The sequence below is a fragment of the Bifidobacterium leontopitheci genome (assembly GCF_009193355.1).
Classification (GTDB): Bacteria; Actinomycetota; Actinomycetes; order Actinomycetales; family Bifidobacteriaceae; genus Bifidobacterium; species Bifidobacterium leontopitheci.
This window is the reverse complement of record NZ_WBVT01000050.1, coordinates 1-16170: the sequence shown is the minus strand read 5'-3', so window position 1 is coordinate 16170 and position 16170 is coordinate 1. Positions and strand designations below refer to the sequence as shown.

Below are 16170 nucleotides of genomic sequence, written 5' to 3'. Positions count from 1 at the left end.
GCGGGCGCAGCGGGGGCCGGCTGACGAAGCAGGGCTGTCGGGCGAAGAGTGGAGTGGCGGAGACGCGGCCGGCGGGCGGATATCGGCCCAGCGCAAGCCTAGGAGGGCGGACGGGACGGCGGTCAGCGCAGGACGGGAGCCTGCAGATAGCGGGTCAGCGCAGGCCGCAGGCCGGAGGCCGGATAGCGGAGCAACGCAGACCGCGGTCCAACAGACGGCAGCGCAACGCAGACCGCGGTCCAACAGACGGCAGCGCAACGCAAGCCGAGGCCCGACAGACAGCAGCTCAGCACAGACCGCGGTCCGGCAAACAGCGGCTCAGCGCAGGTCGGCGAAGAAATCGGCGAGCAGCGCGACGCACTCGCCTTCGCGCACGCCACCGTACACCTCAGGCACGTGACCGATGTGCGGGTCGCGCGGGATGTCCCATACCGAACCGCACGCGCCCAGCTTCGCATCCCACGCGCCGAACACGATACGACCCACATGCGCCTGCACGCACGCCCCCGCGCACATCGGGCACGGCTCAAGCGTGACGACCAGCGTGCAATCCGCAAGATTCCAGCCGCCGACCTGCTGCGCAGCCTCGCGCATCGCCTCGATCTCAGCGTGGGCGAGCACATCGTGACGCAGCTCGCGACGGTTATGGCCGCGGCCGATGATCCGCCCGTCAGCGGCGACGATCACCGCGCCGATCGGCACATCCCCGCCGGCGAGCGCCAGCCGCGACTCGGCGAGCGCCTCGCCCATCGCGCGGGACATCGTCTGGTTCCATGGTTCCGTATCCATCACCGGACAAGTCTACGCGAGTGGCAACGGCGAAGGCAGCGACGGAGCCACGCGCCGAAATTGTCACAGCAGAAACGTCACAGCGGGTAGGTACCCGCTGTGACGGATACGGGTGTTCGGCTGCGGCTGGTTACCCGTTGAGCTGCGGCCGCGCACCCGCTCGAGCTCGCCGGATGCTCAGCTCATATCAGCTCATCGCGGCAAGCAGCGGCGAAATCCACAGCAGCGTGCTGCCGATGCCGAGAACAAGCAGGACGATCGACATCACCCAGCCGCGCGGAGCGATGTCCCTCGGCTCGAAACCGGCCTCGCACGCGGCCTTGCGGTACTGGTACAGCTGGTACGTCGCGAGACCGCCGCACACCGCGACCAGCGCGGCGACCACAGCCATGAGCAGCATGATGAACAGCATGTTGTCAAAGGTCACCAGGCTGCCCCCGAGCGCATCCACCACCCCATAGACGACGCACAGCCCGATGCCGATGACCGTCCACGTGCACCAACGATCGCCGCGGAACTCGACCGTGTACGGCAGGGACGACGCCCACTCGTACTGGTCCTCGGCAGGCTTGCGCGGCTCGCTCGGCTTGTCATCCGACGAATCGTGCGGCATTTCGATGTAACCCATGATGATCCTTCTTTCTGTTTCCGGCAGTGCGGCTTGTATGATCCGCCGGTTCGCTCTCGCTCGCCGGCTGACCGGACTATGTCGAAAACGGACGCGAATCGGACATGAACATGCCGCGCTTTCGGCCGCCGAACCACTGCCGCGCCCGACGTGACGTATATTGTGCCTATGGACACGAAACCGCAGAACCATGGCGATGCCGACGACGCCGCGCTCATCGGCCGCAAGTCCGACGTGCTGCCCGGCCGGTTCGGCGAGGAACTGACCGTCACGCAGGCGGAGTTCTCACGCGGCGGCGGGCACGCGCTGCCCACCCGGCCGCTGCTGCTGTGTCTGCACGGCTGGGGGTCGAACGAGCGCGACATGGCCGGCATCATGCGATATCTGGCGCCGTACAACGACTACGTGTCGCTGCGGGCGCCGCTCGTGCTCGCCGCCGAAGAGGATGCGGCGGCAGGCGCGTACAGCTGGTTTCATGACGCGGTGCCGACCGGCGACGACCGCGACCGCGACCTGTATGCGGCGGCATGCGCGGTCGACCGGTGGGTCGAGGACATGATTCCCGCCGACCGTGCGGTGGTGCCGGTCGGCTTCTCGCAGGGCGGCGCGCTGGCCGTGCACCTGCTGCGCGTGCGGCCTGAACGGTATCGCGCGGCCGTCGCGTTCTCGGGATTCGTGGGGTCCGGCGCGGTGCCGGGGACGGCTCCGGCGGACGAGCGGCTGGCCGAGCTGGAGGTTCCGGTGTTCTTCGGATACGGCCGCGACGACGAGGTGATGCCCAAGTACGAGCTGTTCGCGGCGACCGCGTGGCTTGAGGAGCACACGTGGCTGACGGCGAAAGGGTACCGTGGGCTCGATCATGCGGTGAGCATGGACGAGCTGACGGACGTGCGGCAGTGGATGCTGCTGCACGACATCGCATCCGGCGTGCTGTAGGGTGCGGAGGCGGCGGCAGTGCGCGAACTGCTCGCTGACCGTGCGGCGGGCGGGTGCGCTCCGTCGCGTGCATGACGGAGCGTACTCGCAGGGGGTGCTTCGGGATTTCACGACCGACCGTATCCGGGCGCTTGCGGGGACGCGCACTCCGTAGGAGGATTGACTGGTTTGTGCCGTCGGATCCGGAATCCTTGCGGGATGCGGTCGATCGCGCCGCGAGCGCCGTGCCATCGCCTGGCGACGGTGATCCCGAATGCGCAGTACGGCGTTTTTGCACGTTCGGGACGTCCCGAATGCGCAGGATGAGGGTTTTCGCACAATCGGGACAACCGTAGGACCGGACGGACGGCGTGGCCGCATGCGGTGTCGTTGGAAAATGGCGGTTTTGGATGTGGCGACTTCGTCCCGAATGTGCAGAATCGACGGTTTTGCATGATTGGGACATCCCGAATGTGCAGAATCAGCGATTTCGCGCGTTCGGGACATCCCGAATGTGCAGGATGGAGCATTTCGCGCGTTCGGGACGCAGGACGGGGCAACCTCCGCCGGAACACTGTGCCACAAGTCATGCAAAAGGCGGATGGACGAGTCATGGCGCAACATAAGGCGCACCACGCATCGTGCACATCCTCACGTATGCGCACGATCACGCGCCGCTTGCCCGACAGCCACGGCACGCGCGGTCAGATGCTGCTGTCGGCGTCGACGCTCATCACGAAGACGTTGCGGCGCAGTGCCTTCGCCTGCGCGCGGGTGATGTCGCCGGCCTCCAGCATGTCCTGGATGACGCCGAGCTCGATGCCGTAGCTTTCGCGCTTGATCTCCTCGGCCTGCGTGATCGCCTTGGCGCTGCCGCCCATGTTCGGCCGGGACTTGAGCGCCGCCTCCGCGCGACGATAGTCGAGGATCAGCGCCGAACAATGCTCCGTACTGTAGGTGTCGCGTCCCATCTCCTCGTAGAGGCGGTCGACCACATGCTCCATGACGTCCAGCTGCAGCAGCCGCGAATGCGCGAACATCTCGTCCTCGCGGATCAGCGGCGTGGTGCGGCGGATCTTGCTGCTGATACGCCGGCCAAGATTCTCGGCACGCCGCTCGAACGCGCGCATGCGGCCGCGGATCTGCGAGACCGCATGCCCCGAGCCGGGCGTGCTGGACGCATGCCGCAGCGTGTTCATGATGTCGTCCATCATGCGTTCGCACGCCTCCACGCGCATGTCCTGCTCGGCGGCGTCGTCCAGCGGATGCATCTTCAGCTCGGCCAGCAGACCCTTGATATAGTCCTTCTCCCAGTGCAGCGCGTCGATCTGCAGCCGCTCCAGACCCTGCGGATCGCGCTCGCCCACGCGCTGCTTGAGCCGCGTGATGCGTTTCGTATACGACTCGATGACCATGAGCACCGCGCGACGGTTCTCGTCGTCCACGCGGCCGGTCAGCTCCTCGACCGTCTTGCGCAGGATCTCGATGGTGATCTCGGTCATCTCGGGAGCCAGCTTGTCGCGGTTCGGCGCGAGCAGCGGCAGCATGAAGTTCGCGAGCAGTAGCGTGACGACGATGACGCCGGACGCGATGAAGATCAGCTCGTCGCGCATCGGGAACGGCACACCCCAGCTCATCGAAAACGGGATCGTGAACATCAGCGACAACGTGATCGTGCCCTTCGGGCCGCCGAACGTCATGACCGCCGCGCTGCGCCAACGTTCCGGCGTCATCGGGCGGCGTTTGCCCGTCGTCACGTCACGCGCGATACGCAGCATGCCGGCCATCCACAGGAACCGCATCACCACGACGACCAGCGACACCAGCAGGATCACACTGATCAGCAGCGCGTTGCTCACCCCCGGATCGTCCCAGCTCGTGCTCATCGCACGCGGCAGCTGCATGCCCAGCAGAATGAACACGGCGCCGTTGAGACTGAACGACAGCACGCCCCACACGCTGCTCGACACGATGTTCGTGCGCGCCACGTTCGGACCAATGCCGGTCCGGTCGAACCGCACGAACAGGCCGGACGCGACCACCGCGAGAATACCCGACACATGCAGCTCCTCGGCCGTCAGATACAGCATGAACGGCAGGAACAGCTCCATGAGGATCCTCGTGGTCGTCGTCTCCCAACCCAGCGAACGGACCGTCTCGAACAGCCAGTTCGCCACCAGACCCATCGCCAGGCCGTACAACGTGCCGCCGATGAACGACAGCACGAACTCGCCTGCCGCATGGCCGACCGCAAACTCGCCGGTGATGGCCGCGGCGATCGCAAACTGGAAGCCGACGATGCCGGACGCGTCGTTGAACAGCGACTCGCCTTTGAGCACGCCCAGCTGACGCAACGAGAGCGACGCCTCCTTGCCGAGCGAGCTGACCGCCACCGCGTCGGTCGGGCCGAGCGCGGCGCCGAGCGCGAGCGCCGCCGCCAGCGACACGGACGGCCAGACCGCGTGCACGACCACGCCGACCGCGACCATCGTGGCGATGGCCAGGCCGATGGCGAGCGACAGGGACAGCTTGAGCGTCTTGAGCAGCTGCGACTTGTCGATCTCGTGGGCCTCAAGGTATAGCAGCGGCGCGATGAACAACACCATGAACAGTTCAGGATTGAGCGTCGTCTCGGGGAAGCCGGGCAGCCAGGTCACCGCCGCGCCCATGACGATCTGCACGAGCGGCGTGGAGACCTTGGGAATGAACCGGCTGACGAACGACGAGAACACGACCACGCCGACGATGCACAGTATCAGCTGAAAAATTTCCACGACTTGTCCCCCGGCTCCCCGTCGGCGTACACACTCTCTATTGACAGGATACAACCGGGTGCGCAACGTGGCAGAAACGTGGGGCGCAGGGGCGGGTGCGGGCGTGCGTGCCGGTGCGGGGCACGCGTGCGTGATGCGGGCTTGCACGGGGCTGGCGGGCGCTAATCGGAATCCGCAAGATACACAATGTGCAACTTGCGGATTGTTGGACGCAGATTATGCGCCTTAAGGTACACAATCCAGCACCATCCTTCACGGTTTCTTCACGCTTTTTACCCTAAGGCGCACATTGTGCATCTTAGGGATAGCGGGGAGCAGAGGAGAAGGGGAGGAAGGGAGGAAGGGAGGAAGGGAGGAAGGGAGGAAGGGAGGAAGGGAGGAAGGGAGGAAGGGAGGAAGGGAGGAAGGGAGGAAGGGAGGAAGGGAGGAAGGGAGGAAGGGAGGAAGGGAGGAAGGAAAAGAAAGATAAGGAGAAAGGAAGCAAAAGAGCAGAACGAGAGACCAAAAAGCGGAGGACAGGAAAACAGAAGTGTGAATGGGAAAGGACAACGAGGGAATCGAATAGGACGAGGGCGGGAAGACGAACCGCGAAAACAAAGAACCCCGGCGGTGTTGCCCGCCGGGGAGAGAAAGGAGAGAGAAGAAGAGAAAGTGTTCAATTATTTCGGAAATCGAACCGATGACCTCCGGCCGGCTTTCGCTGACATTTATAGTAAAACACCGGTTTCTTGGGACACCGCTGAAGTTTCCTGAAAGATTTCTGGGTATGGGGGTGGGGTGGGTGACCACGCGGGGTACCACCCCCCAGTCGGCTACGCCGACAGCCCCCGCCAGCGGGGGTGACGACTACTAGAATCCGCCGGAAGCGGCGAAGCCGACTGAGGGGGAGCGGATGCTACAGACGACTGTGGGGAGACAGTCGCCAAGCGGGTGACGCTCCCCCAGTCTTCGCTACGCTCAGCCAGCCCCCTCCACCGAGGGGGCCGAGGTGCGGGACAGCGCAACGCGGGTGACGCTCCCCCAGTCTTCGCTACGCTGACAGCATCCTGCAATGAAGGACTGCCTACGGCAGACTCAATGCTGGCTCGCTGTCGCTCGCACCTCGCCTACAAACAGCTCCGCTGTTTGCTTCACGGCTCGGTCCTCCGCCGAGGGGGGCCAAGGGCGGGATGATGCCCAACGACGGAACGTACTCGTAGCGCCCGTACGAGTACGGTCCGTCGGGGCCGTCAGGCGCTGTGGCGGGCGGAGGACTTGCGGCGGGTGAGCAGCCAGCCGGCGGCGGCGAGCGCGGCCGCGGCGAAGGCGAGCGCCATCACCGAGGAGCCGGTGCGCGACAGGCCGGACTGCTGACCGTTCGCGCCGGAGCCGTTGCCAGAACCGTTACCAGAACCGTTCGCGCCGTTGCCACCCTGACCGCCGTTGCCGTGGCCGGGCTGCTGGCCGCCGTTGTTGCCGGCGACCTTGACGAGCGCGTTCTGCGCGTCGGTCAGGGTCTTGAGCGCGGCGTCAACGGCGTCCTGCGTGGCGGACGGGTCGGCGAGCACCTTGCGGGCTGCGTCGAGCGCGTCGGCGAACGGCTTCCACGAAGCCGGCGTGTAGTCGGCCTCGTCAAGCTTGGCCGCGGCGTCGACGGCAGTCTGCAGGGCGGTCGTGTCGGCCTTCACGGTCACGGTCGTCGTGGCGCTGTCAGCGGTCGCCGTGTTGGCGGCGAAGCCAACGGTGTTGGTCACGCGCACGAAGTAGCGGCGGGCGCCGGTCTTCGTCACATCGGGCTTGTAGCTCAGCGCGTTCGCACCCTTGATCGGCTTCGCCTCGGAGCCGTCGGCGACCTCGTACCACTGGTAGGTGAGCTGGCCGTCGTCGCCGGACTTGGCGTCGACGCTCAGCGTGACCTCGTGGTTGACGGTCGTCTCGACCGTGGCGGGCAGGTCGGTGGCGATCTGCGGTGCGGCGGCCTTGGCGGCGATGACGACCGGCTTCACCATGCTCTTGGCGGAGGCGGTGAGGCCGTCCTTCGCGGCGGTGGCGACCACGTAGTACTCATGGCGTCCGGTGGCGGTGGGCTTGAAGGATTCGCCGGTCTGGCCGTCGATCGACTTGCCGTCCATGAACCACTGGTAGCTGAGCGTCTCGCCCTTGGCCGCGCTGGCCTTGACCGTCAGCGTCGGCTCGGCACCGACGAGTGCGTCGGTTTCGGCGGCGTCGAGATTGGTCTCGAACTTCGGGGCGGTCACGTCGCCGAGCGTCGAGGAGACGGTCAGCCACGTGGCGTCGCGGGCGTCCACGCGCAGGCCGTGCTTGCCGTCGGTCGGAACGGTCCAGTCGAACGTGGCGGCGTCGGACCAGTCGCGCACGACCTTGGTGGAGCCGTCGGCGGCGGTCTCGACGAAGCGGTACTCCTTCTTGCCGTCCACACCGCCGGTGGCGGCCGCGGTGACGGTCACCTTGCTGCCGGCGTCAAGCGAGCCGGAGCCCTTGACGCTGACGGCGAGCGGCGTGTACGCCTTCATGTGCGAGGCGGGGTCGACGCCCAGCTGCGAGAGCGCGTCGGCCATGACGTTGTAGCCGTCGGAGCCGGCGGGCGCGTAGGCGACGAACTTGTCGGGGTCGATCTGGTCGGCGGAGGAGATGAACTCCTGCAGGTCCTCCGGCACGACGAGCGTGTCGGGCACGAGGTCCTGGCTGAAGTTCAGCGACACCATGCCCTTGCCGAAGTAGGCGGTCTCGGTGAGGCTGCCGTCGGCGGACATGCTGTCGTTGTACATGCCCTGGTCGCCGCCGCGCACGATGATGTGGGTCGGCACGTGCGTGTTGAACACGTCGCCGTCGATCGACTGGATCTTCGTGCCGAAGTCGGCCACCTCGAGGTCGGTCTCCTTGAAGGCGCTCGACGAGACGGACTGCAGGCTGTCTGGGAAGACGACCTCCTTGAGCGCGGTGCACTTGTTGAAGGCGTTGGAGCCGATGGACAGCAGGCCTTCGGGCAGCACGATGCGCTCGAGCGTCGAGTTCTGGTTGAACGCGGACGAGTCGATGGCGACCACGCCGGCCTTGACCGTGTAGTCGCGCAGGCCGTTGGTCGGGATCGACATGGTCAGGTGCAGGCCGTCGTCCTTCTTCGCGTACAGGATGTTGTCCTCGGCGTAGTACACCGGGTTCTTGTCCGAGACGGTGAACGAGGTGATGTACTGCGTGGAGACGACGTAGCCGAAGCTGCCGGTGAAGCCTGCGCCGATGTGCAGCTTCGTGAGGTTCGCGCAGTTCGCGAAGGCGAACGTGTCGATGTCGGTCAGCGAATCGGGCATGTCGAGCGAGAAGATGCCGGTGTTCCAGAACGCCGAATCACCCACGGACTGCAGGCGGTTCAGGTCGGGACGCATGTTCACCTTCGTGATCGAGTAGGCGTCGTAGAAGGCCGTGGCGCCGATCGTCTTCGTGCCGCCGAGGTCGACGGTCTTGATGCCGGTCGCGGTCTTGAAGGCGTCGGCGTCGATGGTCTCGAACTGGTCGGGCAGCTTGAGCGAGGTGAGCGAGCTGCTCTCGAACGCGGACGAGCCGATCTCGCGCAGCGAATCCGGGAACGTGACCGTCTTCAGCGAGCTGTTCTTGTAGAACGCGCCCACGCCGATGGTCGCCGTGCCTGCGGGCACCGCGTACGTGGAGTCGGACGTCTCGCGGGCGTTCGGGTACACGTACAGCGTCGAACCGTCCTTGCTGAACAGCACGTCGTCGACGACCTTGAGGTCCTTCGAGTCGCTCGGCACCTTGATGGTCTCCAGCGACTTGTCCTCGGCGAAGATGTTGCCGTCAAGCGCGCTGGCAGGCACGCCCTTGCCTAGGGTGATTTCCTTGAGAGCCTTCATCTTGGCGAACGGCTGCGCGTACATCGAGGACGGCGGGGCCACGAACGTGGTGACGCTGTCCGGCACGGTCAGCGACGTGATGCCGGTGGAGGCGAACACCTGGGTGCCCATCGTGGTCAGGCCCTCGTTGAGGGTGATGTCGGTGAGCAGCGAGTCGGAGTCGAACGCTCCGTCGCCGAGCTTCGTGACGCCGGACGGCAGCACGACCTTGGTGAGCGGGATGTCGGAGAACGCCTGCGCGCCGATCGTCTTGAGCTTGGACGGCAGACCGGTCTTGCTGCCGTCAGCCGCGCCCGACAGCTTGAACTCGGGGATCGAGCTGTGCGCGAACGCCTGGTCGCCGATCGTGGTGACGTCGTCGGAGATGGTCAGGTCGGTCAGGTACGGCGTGCCGTAGAGCAGCGCGGTCGGGATCGTGGTCAGCTTGGACGGAAGCACGACCTTCTTCACGCCGGTCAGCTCGAACGCGCCGTTGCCGATGGACGTGACGCCGTCAGGCACGACAAGGGACTCCAGCGAGGAGGCGAGCTCGAACGCGTAGGCTCCGATCGTCTTGAGCTTGGACGTGCCGTCGTCGGCGCCCTCGAACGTGACCTTCTTCAGGCTGGTCGCCTGGACGAAGGCGTTGGCGCCGATGGAGGTCACGCCGGCGGGGATGGTGACCGAGGTGATCGTCGAGCCGGCGAACGCCTGCGCGCCGATGGCGGTCACGTCCTGCGGGATGGTGACGTCGCCGCCCTTACCCACATAGGAGGTGAGCGTGCCGGTGGCCTCGTCGATGACGAAGTCGCCGTAGTCGGCCTGACGCACGAGCACCTTCATCGTGGCGCTGTGCTGTTTGCCGTCCTTGCCGGCGACGGTCGCGGTGACGGTCGCGTCGCCGTACTTCTTGCCGGCGGTCAGCGTGGCCTCGGCCTTGTCTCCGTCGGAGGCGCCGGCCTTGACGGAGACGACCGAGTCGTCGCTCGACTTCCAGTCGACGGCGGAGCCGGCCAGCGATTCGGCGAGCAGCGCGTTCACCGTGCGGCTCTCGCCGTACGGCATGGCCAGCTCGGACTGCTGCAGCAGGATGCCGGTGTCTTCGGAGACGGGGTTGACGCTGATCTCGGCGGTCGCCTTGACGGACGGGTTGCTCGCGGAGGCGGCGGTGATGGTCGCCTTGCCGATCTTCAGGCCGGTCACGGTGCCGTCGTCGGCGACCTTGGCCACGGACTCGTCGGAGCTGGTCCAGATCAGGTCGGGCTCGGTCGTGTCCTCAGGCGTGAGCGTGGCGGTCAGCTTCGTGCTCTGGCCGGGCACGAGGTCGGCCTTGGCCGGGTCGAGCGTGATGCCGGTGAGCGAGACCGGGTTCGCGACGGCCGTGGCCTGGGCGCTGACGTTCATGCCGTAGTCCCACGCGTACACGGGGAACTCGTTGGGCATCGGACCCATGCCGACGGACGGCCAGGCGGCCTGCACGTCGGAGAGCTTGATCGAGAAGTTCCACGTGCGCGTGCCGTCGGGGTTCGTGGTCGACGGGTCCTTGGTGTACACGCGGTAGAAGTACGAGAGCGAGTTCGGATCGTGGAAGTCGATGGCGGCCAGCCACGTGTTGTCGGTCACGGAGAACGTGAACACGCGGTTGCTGCCGGTGCCGGTGGCCTTGAAGTTCGTGATCTTCGGGGCCGTGGTGTCGTAGGTGAACGAGACCGGCTCGGCGGTTTCGCTCTTCGACTTCGGGCCGACCGTGGTGCCGGTCTTGGTAAGCGTGTACTCGCCTTCCGGCAGCTGCTTGCCGTTCTCGTCGGTGCCGGTGAAGACCGGGGCGACGTCCATGCTCTTTTCGGCGTAGTTCATCGAGCCGACGGTCTGGTTGAACGTGGCCTTGGCGATGTACTGGTTCTTGTACGACTTGACGGTCTCGCCCTTGGCGTTCTTGTACTCGTAGTCGAGCGTCTTGGCGTTGCGCAGCAGGCCGGTGGCCGGCAGCACGCGCTTCGGCGCGTTCTTGGACAGCGCGTTCGAGGCGACGGCCTTGGCCGGGTCGTACTCGAGGTACTCGTCCGGGGTGTCGTCGTCGACGAGCGGGTTGATGCCGAGGTAGGTGCCGGTGGCGCCGTTGACGACGCCGCTGCCGAACACGTGCGGGGCCTTGTCGCCGGTGTCGGCCATGTTCGAGTCGAACAGCTTGGCGGCGCTCCAGTCACCGTAGAAGGCGAGGAACGGGGAGACGAGGTCCTGGCCGCCGTCGGCGGACTTCAGCATGGCGAAGCCGTCGACCGTGGTGCCGTTGGGCGCGGCCTTGGCGAAGTCCTTGAACGCGGAGCCGGCGGTGATGGTCACGGTCAGCTTGGCGGTGCCGTTCGCGGGGACGCTCACCTTGCCGTCCTTGTAGGCGTCGCCGGAGTAGGCGACGTCGATGCCCTTGCCGGTCCAGTCGGTTTCGGCGAGCTGGAACAGGCCGTCCTTGATCTGGTCGGAGAGCGCCTTGCTGTCGGGCGTGAACGTGTGCGCCTTGTCGCCGACGTTGTGCAGGGTCAGCGTGTACGACCACGTGCCGTCGGCGCTGTCGCCGAGCTCGCCCTTCGGGCGGGCGGCGTCGGACGTCTTGTCGGAGGTCAGGTACACGTCGGTGCTCGTCGCGGCGATGACGTTGGCGAGGCCGGCGCCCTGCTTGCGCGGCGAGTAGTACGTCTTGGTGCCGGCGTTGGTGACCGGCTTGGCGGTGCTCATGAGCAGCGTGGTGACCAGGTCGCCCTTCTCGCGCGCGGACAGGGAGGCGAACTTCTTGTTCGCGTCGATGTACTGCTTGACCTGGGCGCTGATGCCGGTCATCTGCGGGGCGGCCATCGACGTGCCGGACATGTATTCGTACTGGTTGCCGGGGATGGACGAGTAGATGTTGCCGCCGGGGGCCGTGATCTCGGGCTTGATCTTGAGGTCAGGCGTGGAGCCCCAGCTGGAGTAGTCGCTCATCACGAAGTCGCCGTCATTGGCGGGCGTGGCGCCCTTCTTGACGACGATCGTGTGGTCGGCGGCCTTGAGCAGCACGTCGCCGTACTTGTGCGCGACGACGACCGCGGGGATGGAGTCGTCGGCGACGGTGATCTGGCGCATCGCGCCGTCGGCGTCCGCGTAGAACACGACGGCGGCCGGCTTGAGCTCGGACACGTGCTGGTAGGCGAGCGACGTGGTCAGCGCGAGGCCGTTCGTGTCGGTGCCGTTCTTGCGCACGACGACGATCTTGCCGGCGAGGCCATCCGGGTACTGCTTCTTGAGGTTGTCGACGTCCGCGGTGGCGCCCACGCCGCCGTCGACGTACGGGTAGTCGCCGTCCTTGAGGTCGGTGAACTGCGCGGCGGTGCCGCCGTTGTTGAGTCGTGCGTTGGAGTAGCCGATGGCCTGGCCGTCCTTGGTGAGGAACGCGCCGTCAAGCAGCGAGTTGTCGACCGAGGCGACGGACAGCGCGTCGGCGAGCGTGCTCGGCGTGCCGACGACGCCGCTGTCAGGGTCGGTGGCGTACGGCTTGTCCTCGCCGCTCTTGTTCGACAGGGCCGCGCTGTAGGCGTTGCCGGCCGAGATGTCGAGCACGGTGCCGTTGTCGCGGATCGCCTTGAGCGCGTCGCCGAACGTGATGGCGGCGGACTCGGTGAAGCCGGCGTCGGTGCCCAGCGACATGTTGAGCGAGTCGGGCTTGAGGACGGCCGCGTCGTCGAGCGCGGCGAGGATCGCGGCGTCCGGCAGGCTGCCGCTGGAGTCCTCGGCGACCTTGAGCATCATGAGCTGTGCGTCGGGCGCGGTGCCGCGGATCTGGCCGGAGTTGGCGGTCGCGATGCCGGCGACGTGCGTGCCGTGCTCCATGCCGGACGTGTCGCTGGGGCGCACGTCGTTGTCGCCGTCCGCGTAATCGTAGACGTAGGGGATCTTCTCGCTGACGTACCGGCCGTGGCCCACCTGCTTGATGAGCGCTTCGGCGTCCGTCTTGGTCTCCTTGACGGTCTTGTCGTTGAGGTCGCCCTTGAACGCCTCATGGTCGGTGTCGAGACCGGTGTCGACGACCGCGACGACCTGGCCGTCGCCCTTCTGCGCGGCCGACTCAGCGTCGGTCATGTGCAGGGACGACTGGTTCTTGGGCGTGCCCTGGTCGCCTTCGTCCTTGGGGATCGGATGGTCCTCGCTGATGAACGCGCGCTTGACGCCGGCCATCTTCTGGATCTGCGACAGCAACGCGGAGGACACCTTGACGGCGAAGCCGTCGATTGCGTGCGTGTAGTCGTACCGTTCCTCGAACGGCTGGGCGGCGACGGAACGGCCGTTCGACTTCACCGTGACCTTCGGCGAGCGCTCGGCCAGCGCGCGGATCTGGTTCTTCAGGTAGGCGTGGCGGTCCTGCTGGGAGGTGCCGAACAGCGACCTGTACCATGGGATGCCGGGATTGGTGCCGTCCATCTGGACGACGACCGTCACCATCTTGGGCTTCGTGTCGACGGTGGTCACGGCGGCGGTCTTGCCGTTCTGCGTAGCCTCGGTCGGCTTGCCGTTCTTGATGGGCTTGAGCAGGGCGTCGGCGTCGGCGGACGCGCTCGTCGGGAGCGTCGTCTTGGTGCCGTCGGCCGGCTGCTGAACAGGCTCCGCTGCCGATGCCAGCGTCTGCGGCACCAGCATCGCCCCGGCGGCGATCAGGGCGATGCCCGACCGCAATATCGCCGAAGAGTGTTTTGCGACCATTGGGATTTCCTCTTCTTGTTCCTATCCTTATGGGACGATCCGGGGAGTGTCTGGCGGACGACGTCAGCCGCCGTTCTACGGTGGCATGGCATTCGTTGTCAGACACTCCCCCAATCTCGTCGGCAATATATACCTTTCGTATTGCCTCGCAGGGAAACGCCCACATTGTGAACGCTCACTGTAATGGCTGAGGCGGCCGCCGGCATGACGATATGGCGGCGCGGCTAGACTGGAGGGCAGCAAGAACGAACCGACAATCCAGCCCGATGAAGGAGACCCCATGCTGTTGTCCGACCGTGACATCCGCGCCGCCTACGAGGACGGCCACATCTCGCTCGACCCATGGACGCCGGAGATGGTGCAGCCCGCCTCGATCGACGTGCGGCTCGACCGGTTCTTCCGCCTGTTCAACAACCACGCGTACACGTACGTCGACCCTGCCGAGAACCAGGGCGCGCTCACCGAACAGTTCGAGGTCGCGCCGGACGAGCCGTGGATCCTGCACCCCGGCGAGTTCGCGCTCGGCTCGACCTGGGAGTACGTCAAGCTCGACGCGACGATCGCCGCGCGGCTGGAAGGCAAAAGCTCGCTGGGCCGGCTCGGCATCCTCACGCATTCCACGGCCGGGTTCATCGACCCCGGATTCGAGGGGCACATCACGCTCGAACTGAGCAACGTCTCGACGCTGCCGGTCAAGCTGTGGCCGGGCATGAAGATCGGGCAGATGTGCTTCTTCCAGCTCAGCTCCCCCGCCGAGCATCCGTACGGCTCGAAGGGCGTCGGGTCGCACTATCAGGGCCAGCGCGGGCCGACGCCGAGCCGCTCGTACGTCAACTTCTACAAGGCGCGCATCGACGACTGAGCGGGGCGGGCTCCCGTGCGGGCCGGCTGGGCTGGGCGCGAGCCGGCCGAGCGGTCGGCTGAACATATGGTGAACCCTTGATGGTTGCGTGGACAGCGACATATGCCGGGAGTATGATGTAGCTCACAAGTCCACAACGAAGGGGAGGACCACGATGTCCGACAATCCGTATAATCCAGCACCGCAGCAGCCGGCCCCGCAGAACGTGCCGCCGACGTACAACCAGGTGCCGCAGGCACCGCAGCCTGCCCAGCCGCAGCAGTTCCCCGCGCCCTCCTACGGGCAGGCGGCCGAGCCGTACGGCCAGCAGCAGGGCGGCTACCAGCCGCAGCAGTCCGGCGGGTACGAGCCGTCCGGATACCAGCCGCAGCATGATCAGCCGACGGCACCGGCCGAGACGTCCGGCTACGCTTCCGGCTACAACCAGCAGCCGTTCGACGGCGGCGCAAACGAGCCGCAGGGCTACAACGCTCCCGGCTACAACGGCTCGCAGGACGCCGGCTACAGCCAGCCGCAGGGCGGGTACAACGGCGGCTACACCCCGGAGCCGGCAGGCTACAACCAGGGTCCGCAAGGCGGGTACAACGAACCGCAGGGCGGGTACGGCAACGGTCCGCAAGGTGCGCCGGCGCAGGGCGGATACGGCCAAAGCGGCTATGGGGAGCCGCAGGGCGGGTACGGTCCGCAGGGACCGCAAGGCCCGGGCTACGGCAACGAGCCGGCCGGCTATGGCAACGGCCCCGAGTTCGGCGGCCCGAACAACGGCTACGGCAACGGCCCGCAGGGACCGCAGAACCCGTACGGCCAGCCCGGCGGCTACGGTCAGCCGGCGCCGAAGAAGAGCAACACCGGCAAAATCGTCGCCATCATCGTCGCCATCATCGCCGTGCTGGCGATCGCCGGCGGCCTGACCTGGTACTTCGTCTCCCAGAACAAGAAGGACGACGGCAAGTCCAGCACCTCGCAGAGCCAGACCGTCGAGAAGAAGAAGGACACGTCCAAGGACAACTCGGGCGACAGCAACTCCGGTGATTCCAACTCCGGCGACAGCAACTCCGGCGACGACTCCAACGGCTCCGGCTCGTCCGATGACTTCGGCAACGGCTCGAGCTCCGGCAAGACGTACTCCTCGCTGTCCGAGTTCGTGAACTCGCCGGAAGTGCAGAAGGAGCTTGAATCCTCGCTCTCCGGCATGGAGAACACGGGCATGTCCATGAAGATCCGGGCCGACGGCGACACGCTCGTCTACGACATCACCATGGACGAGAAGTACGCCTCGATGATGGACAGCTACCTGAACAGCAGCAGCATGGACGACCTCTGGGCGTCGATCGCCAAGAGCGTCGACACCGCGGTCGACTCCAAGAGCGGCATCAAGGTGCGGCTTTACTACCACACCGCGAGCGGCAAGAAGCTGTTCGACAAGACCTACGACGCCAACGGCCCCGTCGACTGACGGCGGCAGCGGCGGACGCACAGCACAGCGGCAAAAGGGCCCGGCATATCACACGAACCGATATGCCGGGCCCTTTCGCAGGCCCTGGCTCTTATACACCTCTTACGCTGCCGACGAACGCACAAGATCAGAACTCGGGGGTCACCGTAACATAAAAAAAAAAAAACAAAACA

8 protein-coding genes are annotated in these 16170 nt (G+C 66.1%); 4 read left to right on the top strand and 4 right to left on the bottom strand.

The features are described from left to right. Positions 1-318 precede the first annotated feature (318 nt). Together F7D09_RS10310 and F7D09_RS10305 are read right to left on the bottom strand one after the other, a co-directional pair. Positions 319-789, bottom strand: a complete 471-nt coding sequence (locus tag F7D09_RS10310; protein WP_376863215.1) for a nucleoside deaminase — start codon at positions 787-789, stop codon at positions 319-321. Between the two features lie 187 nt (positions 790-976). Further along, complete coding sequence (locus F7D09_RS10305) at positions 977-1417, bottom strand: hypothetical protein (protein ID WP_152235403.1); 441 nt, start codon at positions 1415-1417, stop codon at positions 977-979. 168 nt (positions 1418-1585) lie between these two features. Here F7D09_RS10305 and F7D09_RS10300 point away from each other — a divergent pair, with 168 nt between their 5' ends. After that, positions 1586-2353, top strand: a complete 768-nt coding sequence (locus F7D09_RS10300; RefSeq protein WP_152235402.1) for an alpha/beta hydrolase — start codon at positions 1586-1588, stop codon at positions 2351-2353. 683 nt (positions 2354-3036) lie between these two features. Here F7D09_RS10300 and F7D09_RS10295 read toward each other — a convergent pair. Further along, positions 3037-5106, bottom strand: a complete 2070-nt coding sequence (locus tag F7D09_RS10295) for a cation:proton antiporter (protein ID WP_152235401.1) — start codon at positions 5104-5106, stop codon at positions 3037-3039. A gap of 291 nt (positions 5107-5397) precedes the next feature. On the opposite strand from F7D09_RS10295, the gene F7D09_RS11245 reads away from it, so the two are divergent. Continuing rightward, positions 5398-5859 carry a hypothetical protein gene (locus F7D09_RS11245; RefSeq protein WP_193312450.1) on the top strand — a complete coding sequence of 154 codons (462 nt, stop codon included), beginning with the start codon at positions 5398-5400 and terminating at the stop codon, positions 5857-5859. Positions 5860-6335: 476 nt separating this feature from the next. Here the strand turns inward: F7D09_RS11245 and F7D09_RS10285 are convergent, their stop codons facing one another. Further along, a complete protein-coding gene (locus tag F7D09_RS10285; RefSeq protein WP_152235400.1) occupies positions 6336-13679 on the bottom strand; it encodes a leucine-rich repeat protein in 7344 nt (2447 codons plus the stop codon). A gap of 280 nt (positions 13680-13959) precedes the next feature. Here F7D09_RS10285 and dcd point away from each other — a divergent pair, with 280 nt between their 5' ends. Together dcd and F7D09_RS10275 are read left to right on the top strand one after the other, a co-directional pair. Then, entirely contained in the window at positions 13960-14541 is a 582-nt protein-coding gene (gene dcd, locus F7D09_RS10280; protein WP_152235399.1) for a dCTP deaminase, read from the top strand. Between the two features lie 154 nt (positions 14542-14695). Continuing rightward, entirely contained in the window at positions 14696-15997 is a 1302-nt protein-coding gene (locus F7D09_RS10275; RefSeq protein WP_152235398.1) for a DUF4854 domain-containing protein, read from the top strand. Positions 15998-16170: the final 173 nt, after the last annotated feature.

What these genes read in the sequence shown, in the direction of transcription:
- dcd (WP_152235399.1), top strand. Translation starts at nt 13,960, where the DNA reads ATGCTGTTGTCCGACCGTGACATCCGCGCCGCCTACGAGGACGGCCAC.
- F7D09_RS10310 (WP_376863215.1), bottom strand. Translation starts at nt 789, where the DNA reads ATGGATACGGAACCATGGAACCAGACGATGTCCCGCGCGATGGGCGAG.
- F7D09_RS10305 (WP_152235403.1), bottom strand. Translation starts at nt 1,417, where the DNA reads ATGGGTTACATCGAAATGCCGCACGATTCGTCGGATGACAAGCCGAGC.
- F7D09_RS10300 (WP_152235402.1), top strand. Translation starts at nt 1,586, where the DNA reads ATGGACACGAAACCGCAGAACCATGGCGATGCCGACGACGCCGCGCTC.
- F7D09_RS10285 (WP_152235400.1), bottom strand. Translation starts at nt 13,679, where the DNA reads ATGGTCGCAAAACACTCTTCGGCGATATTGCGGTCGGGCATCGCCCTG.
- F7D09_RS10275 (WP_152235398.1), top strand. Translation starts at nt 14,696, where the DNA reads ATGTCCGACAATCCGTATAATCCAGCACCGCAGCAGCCGGCCCCGCAG.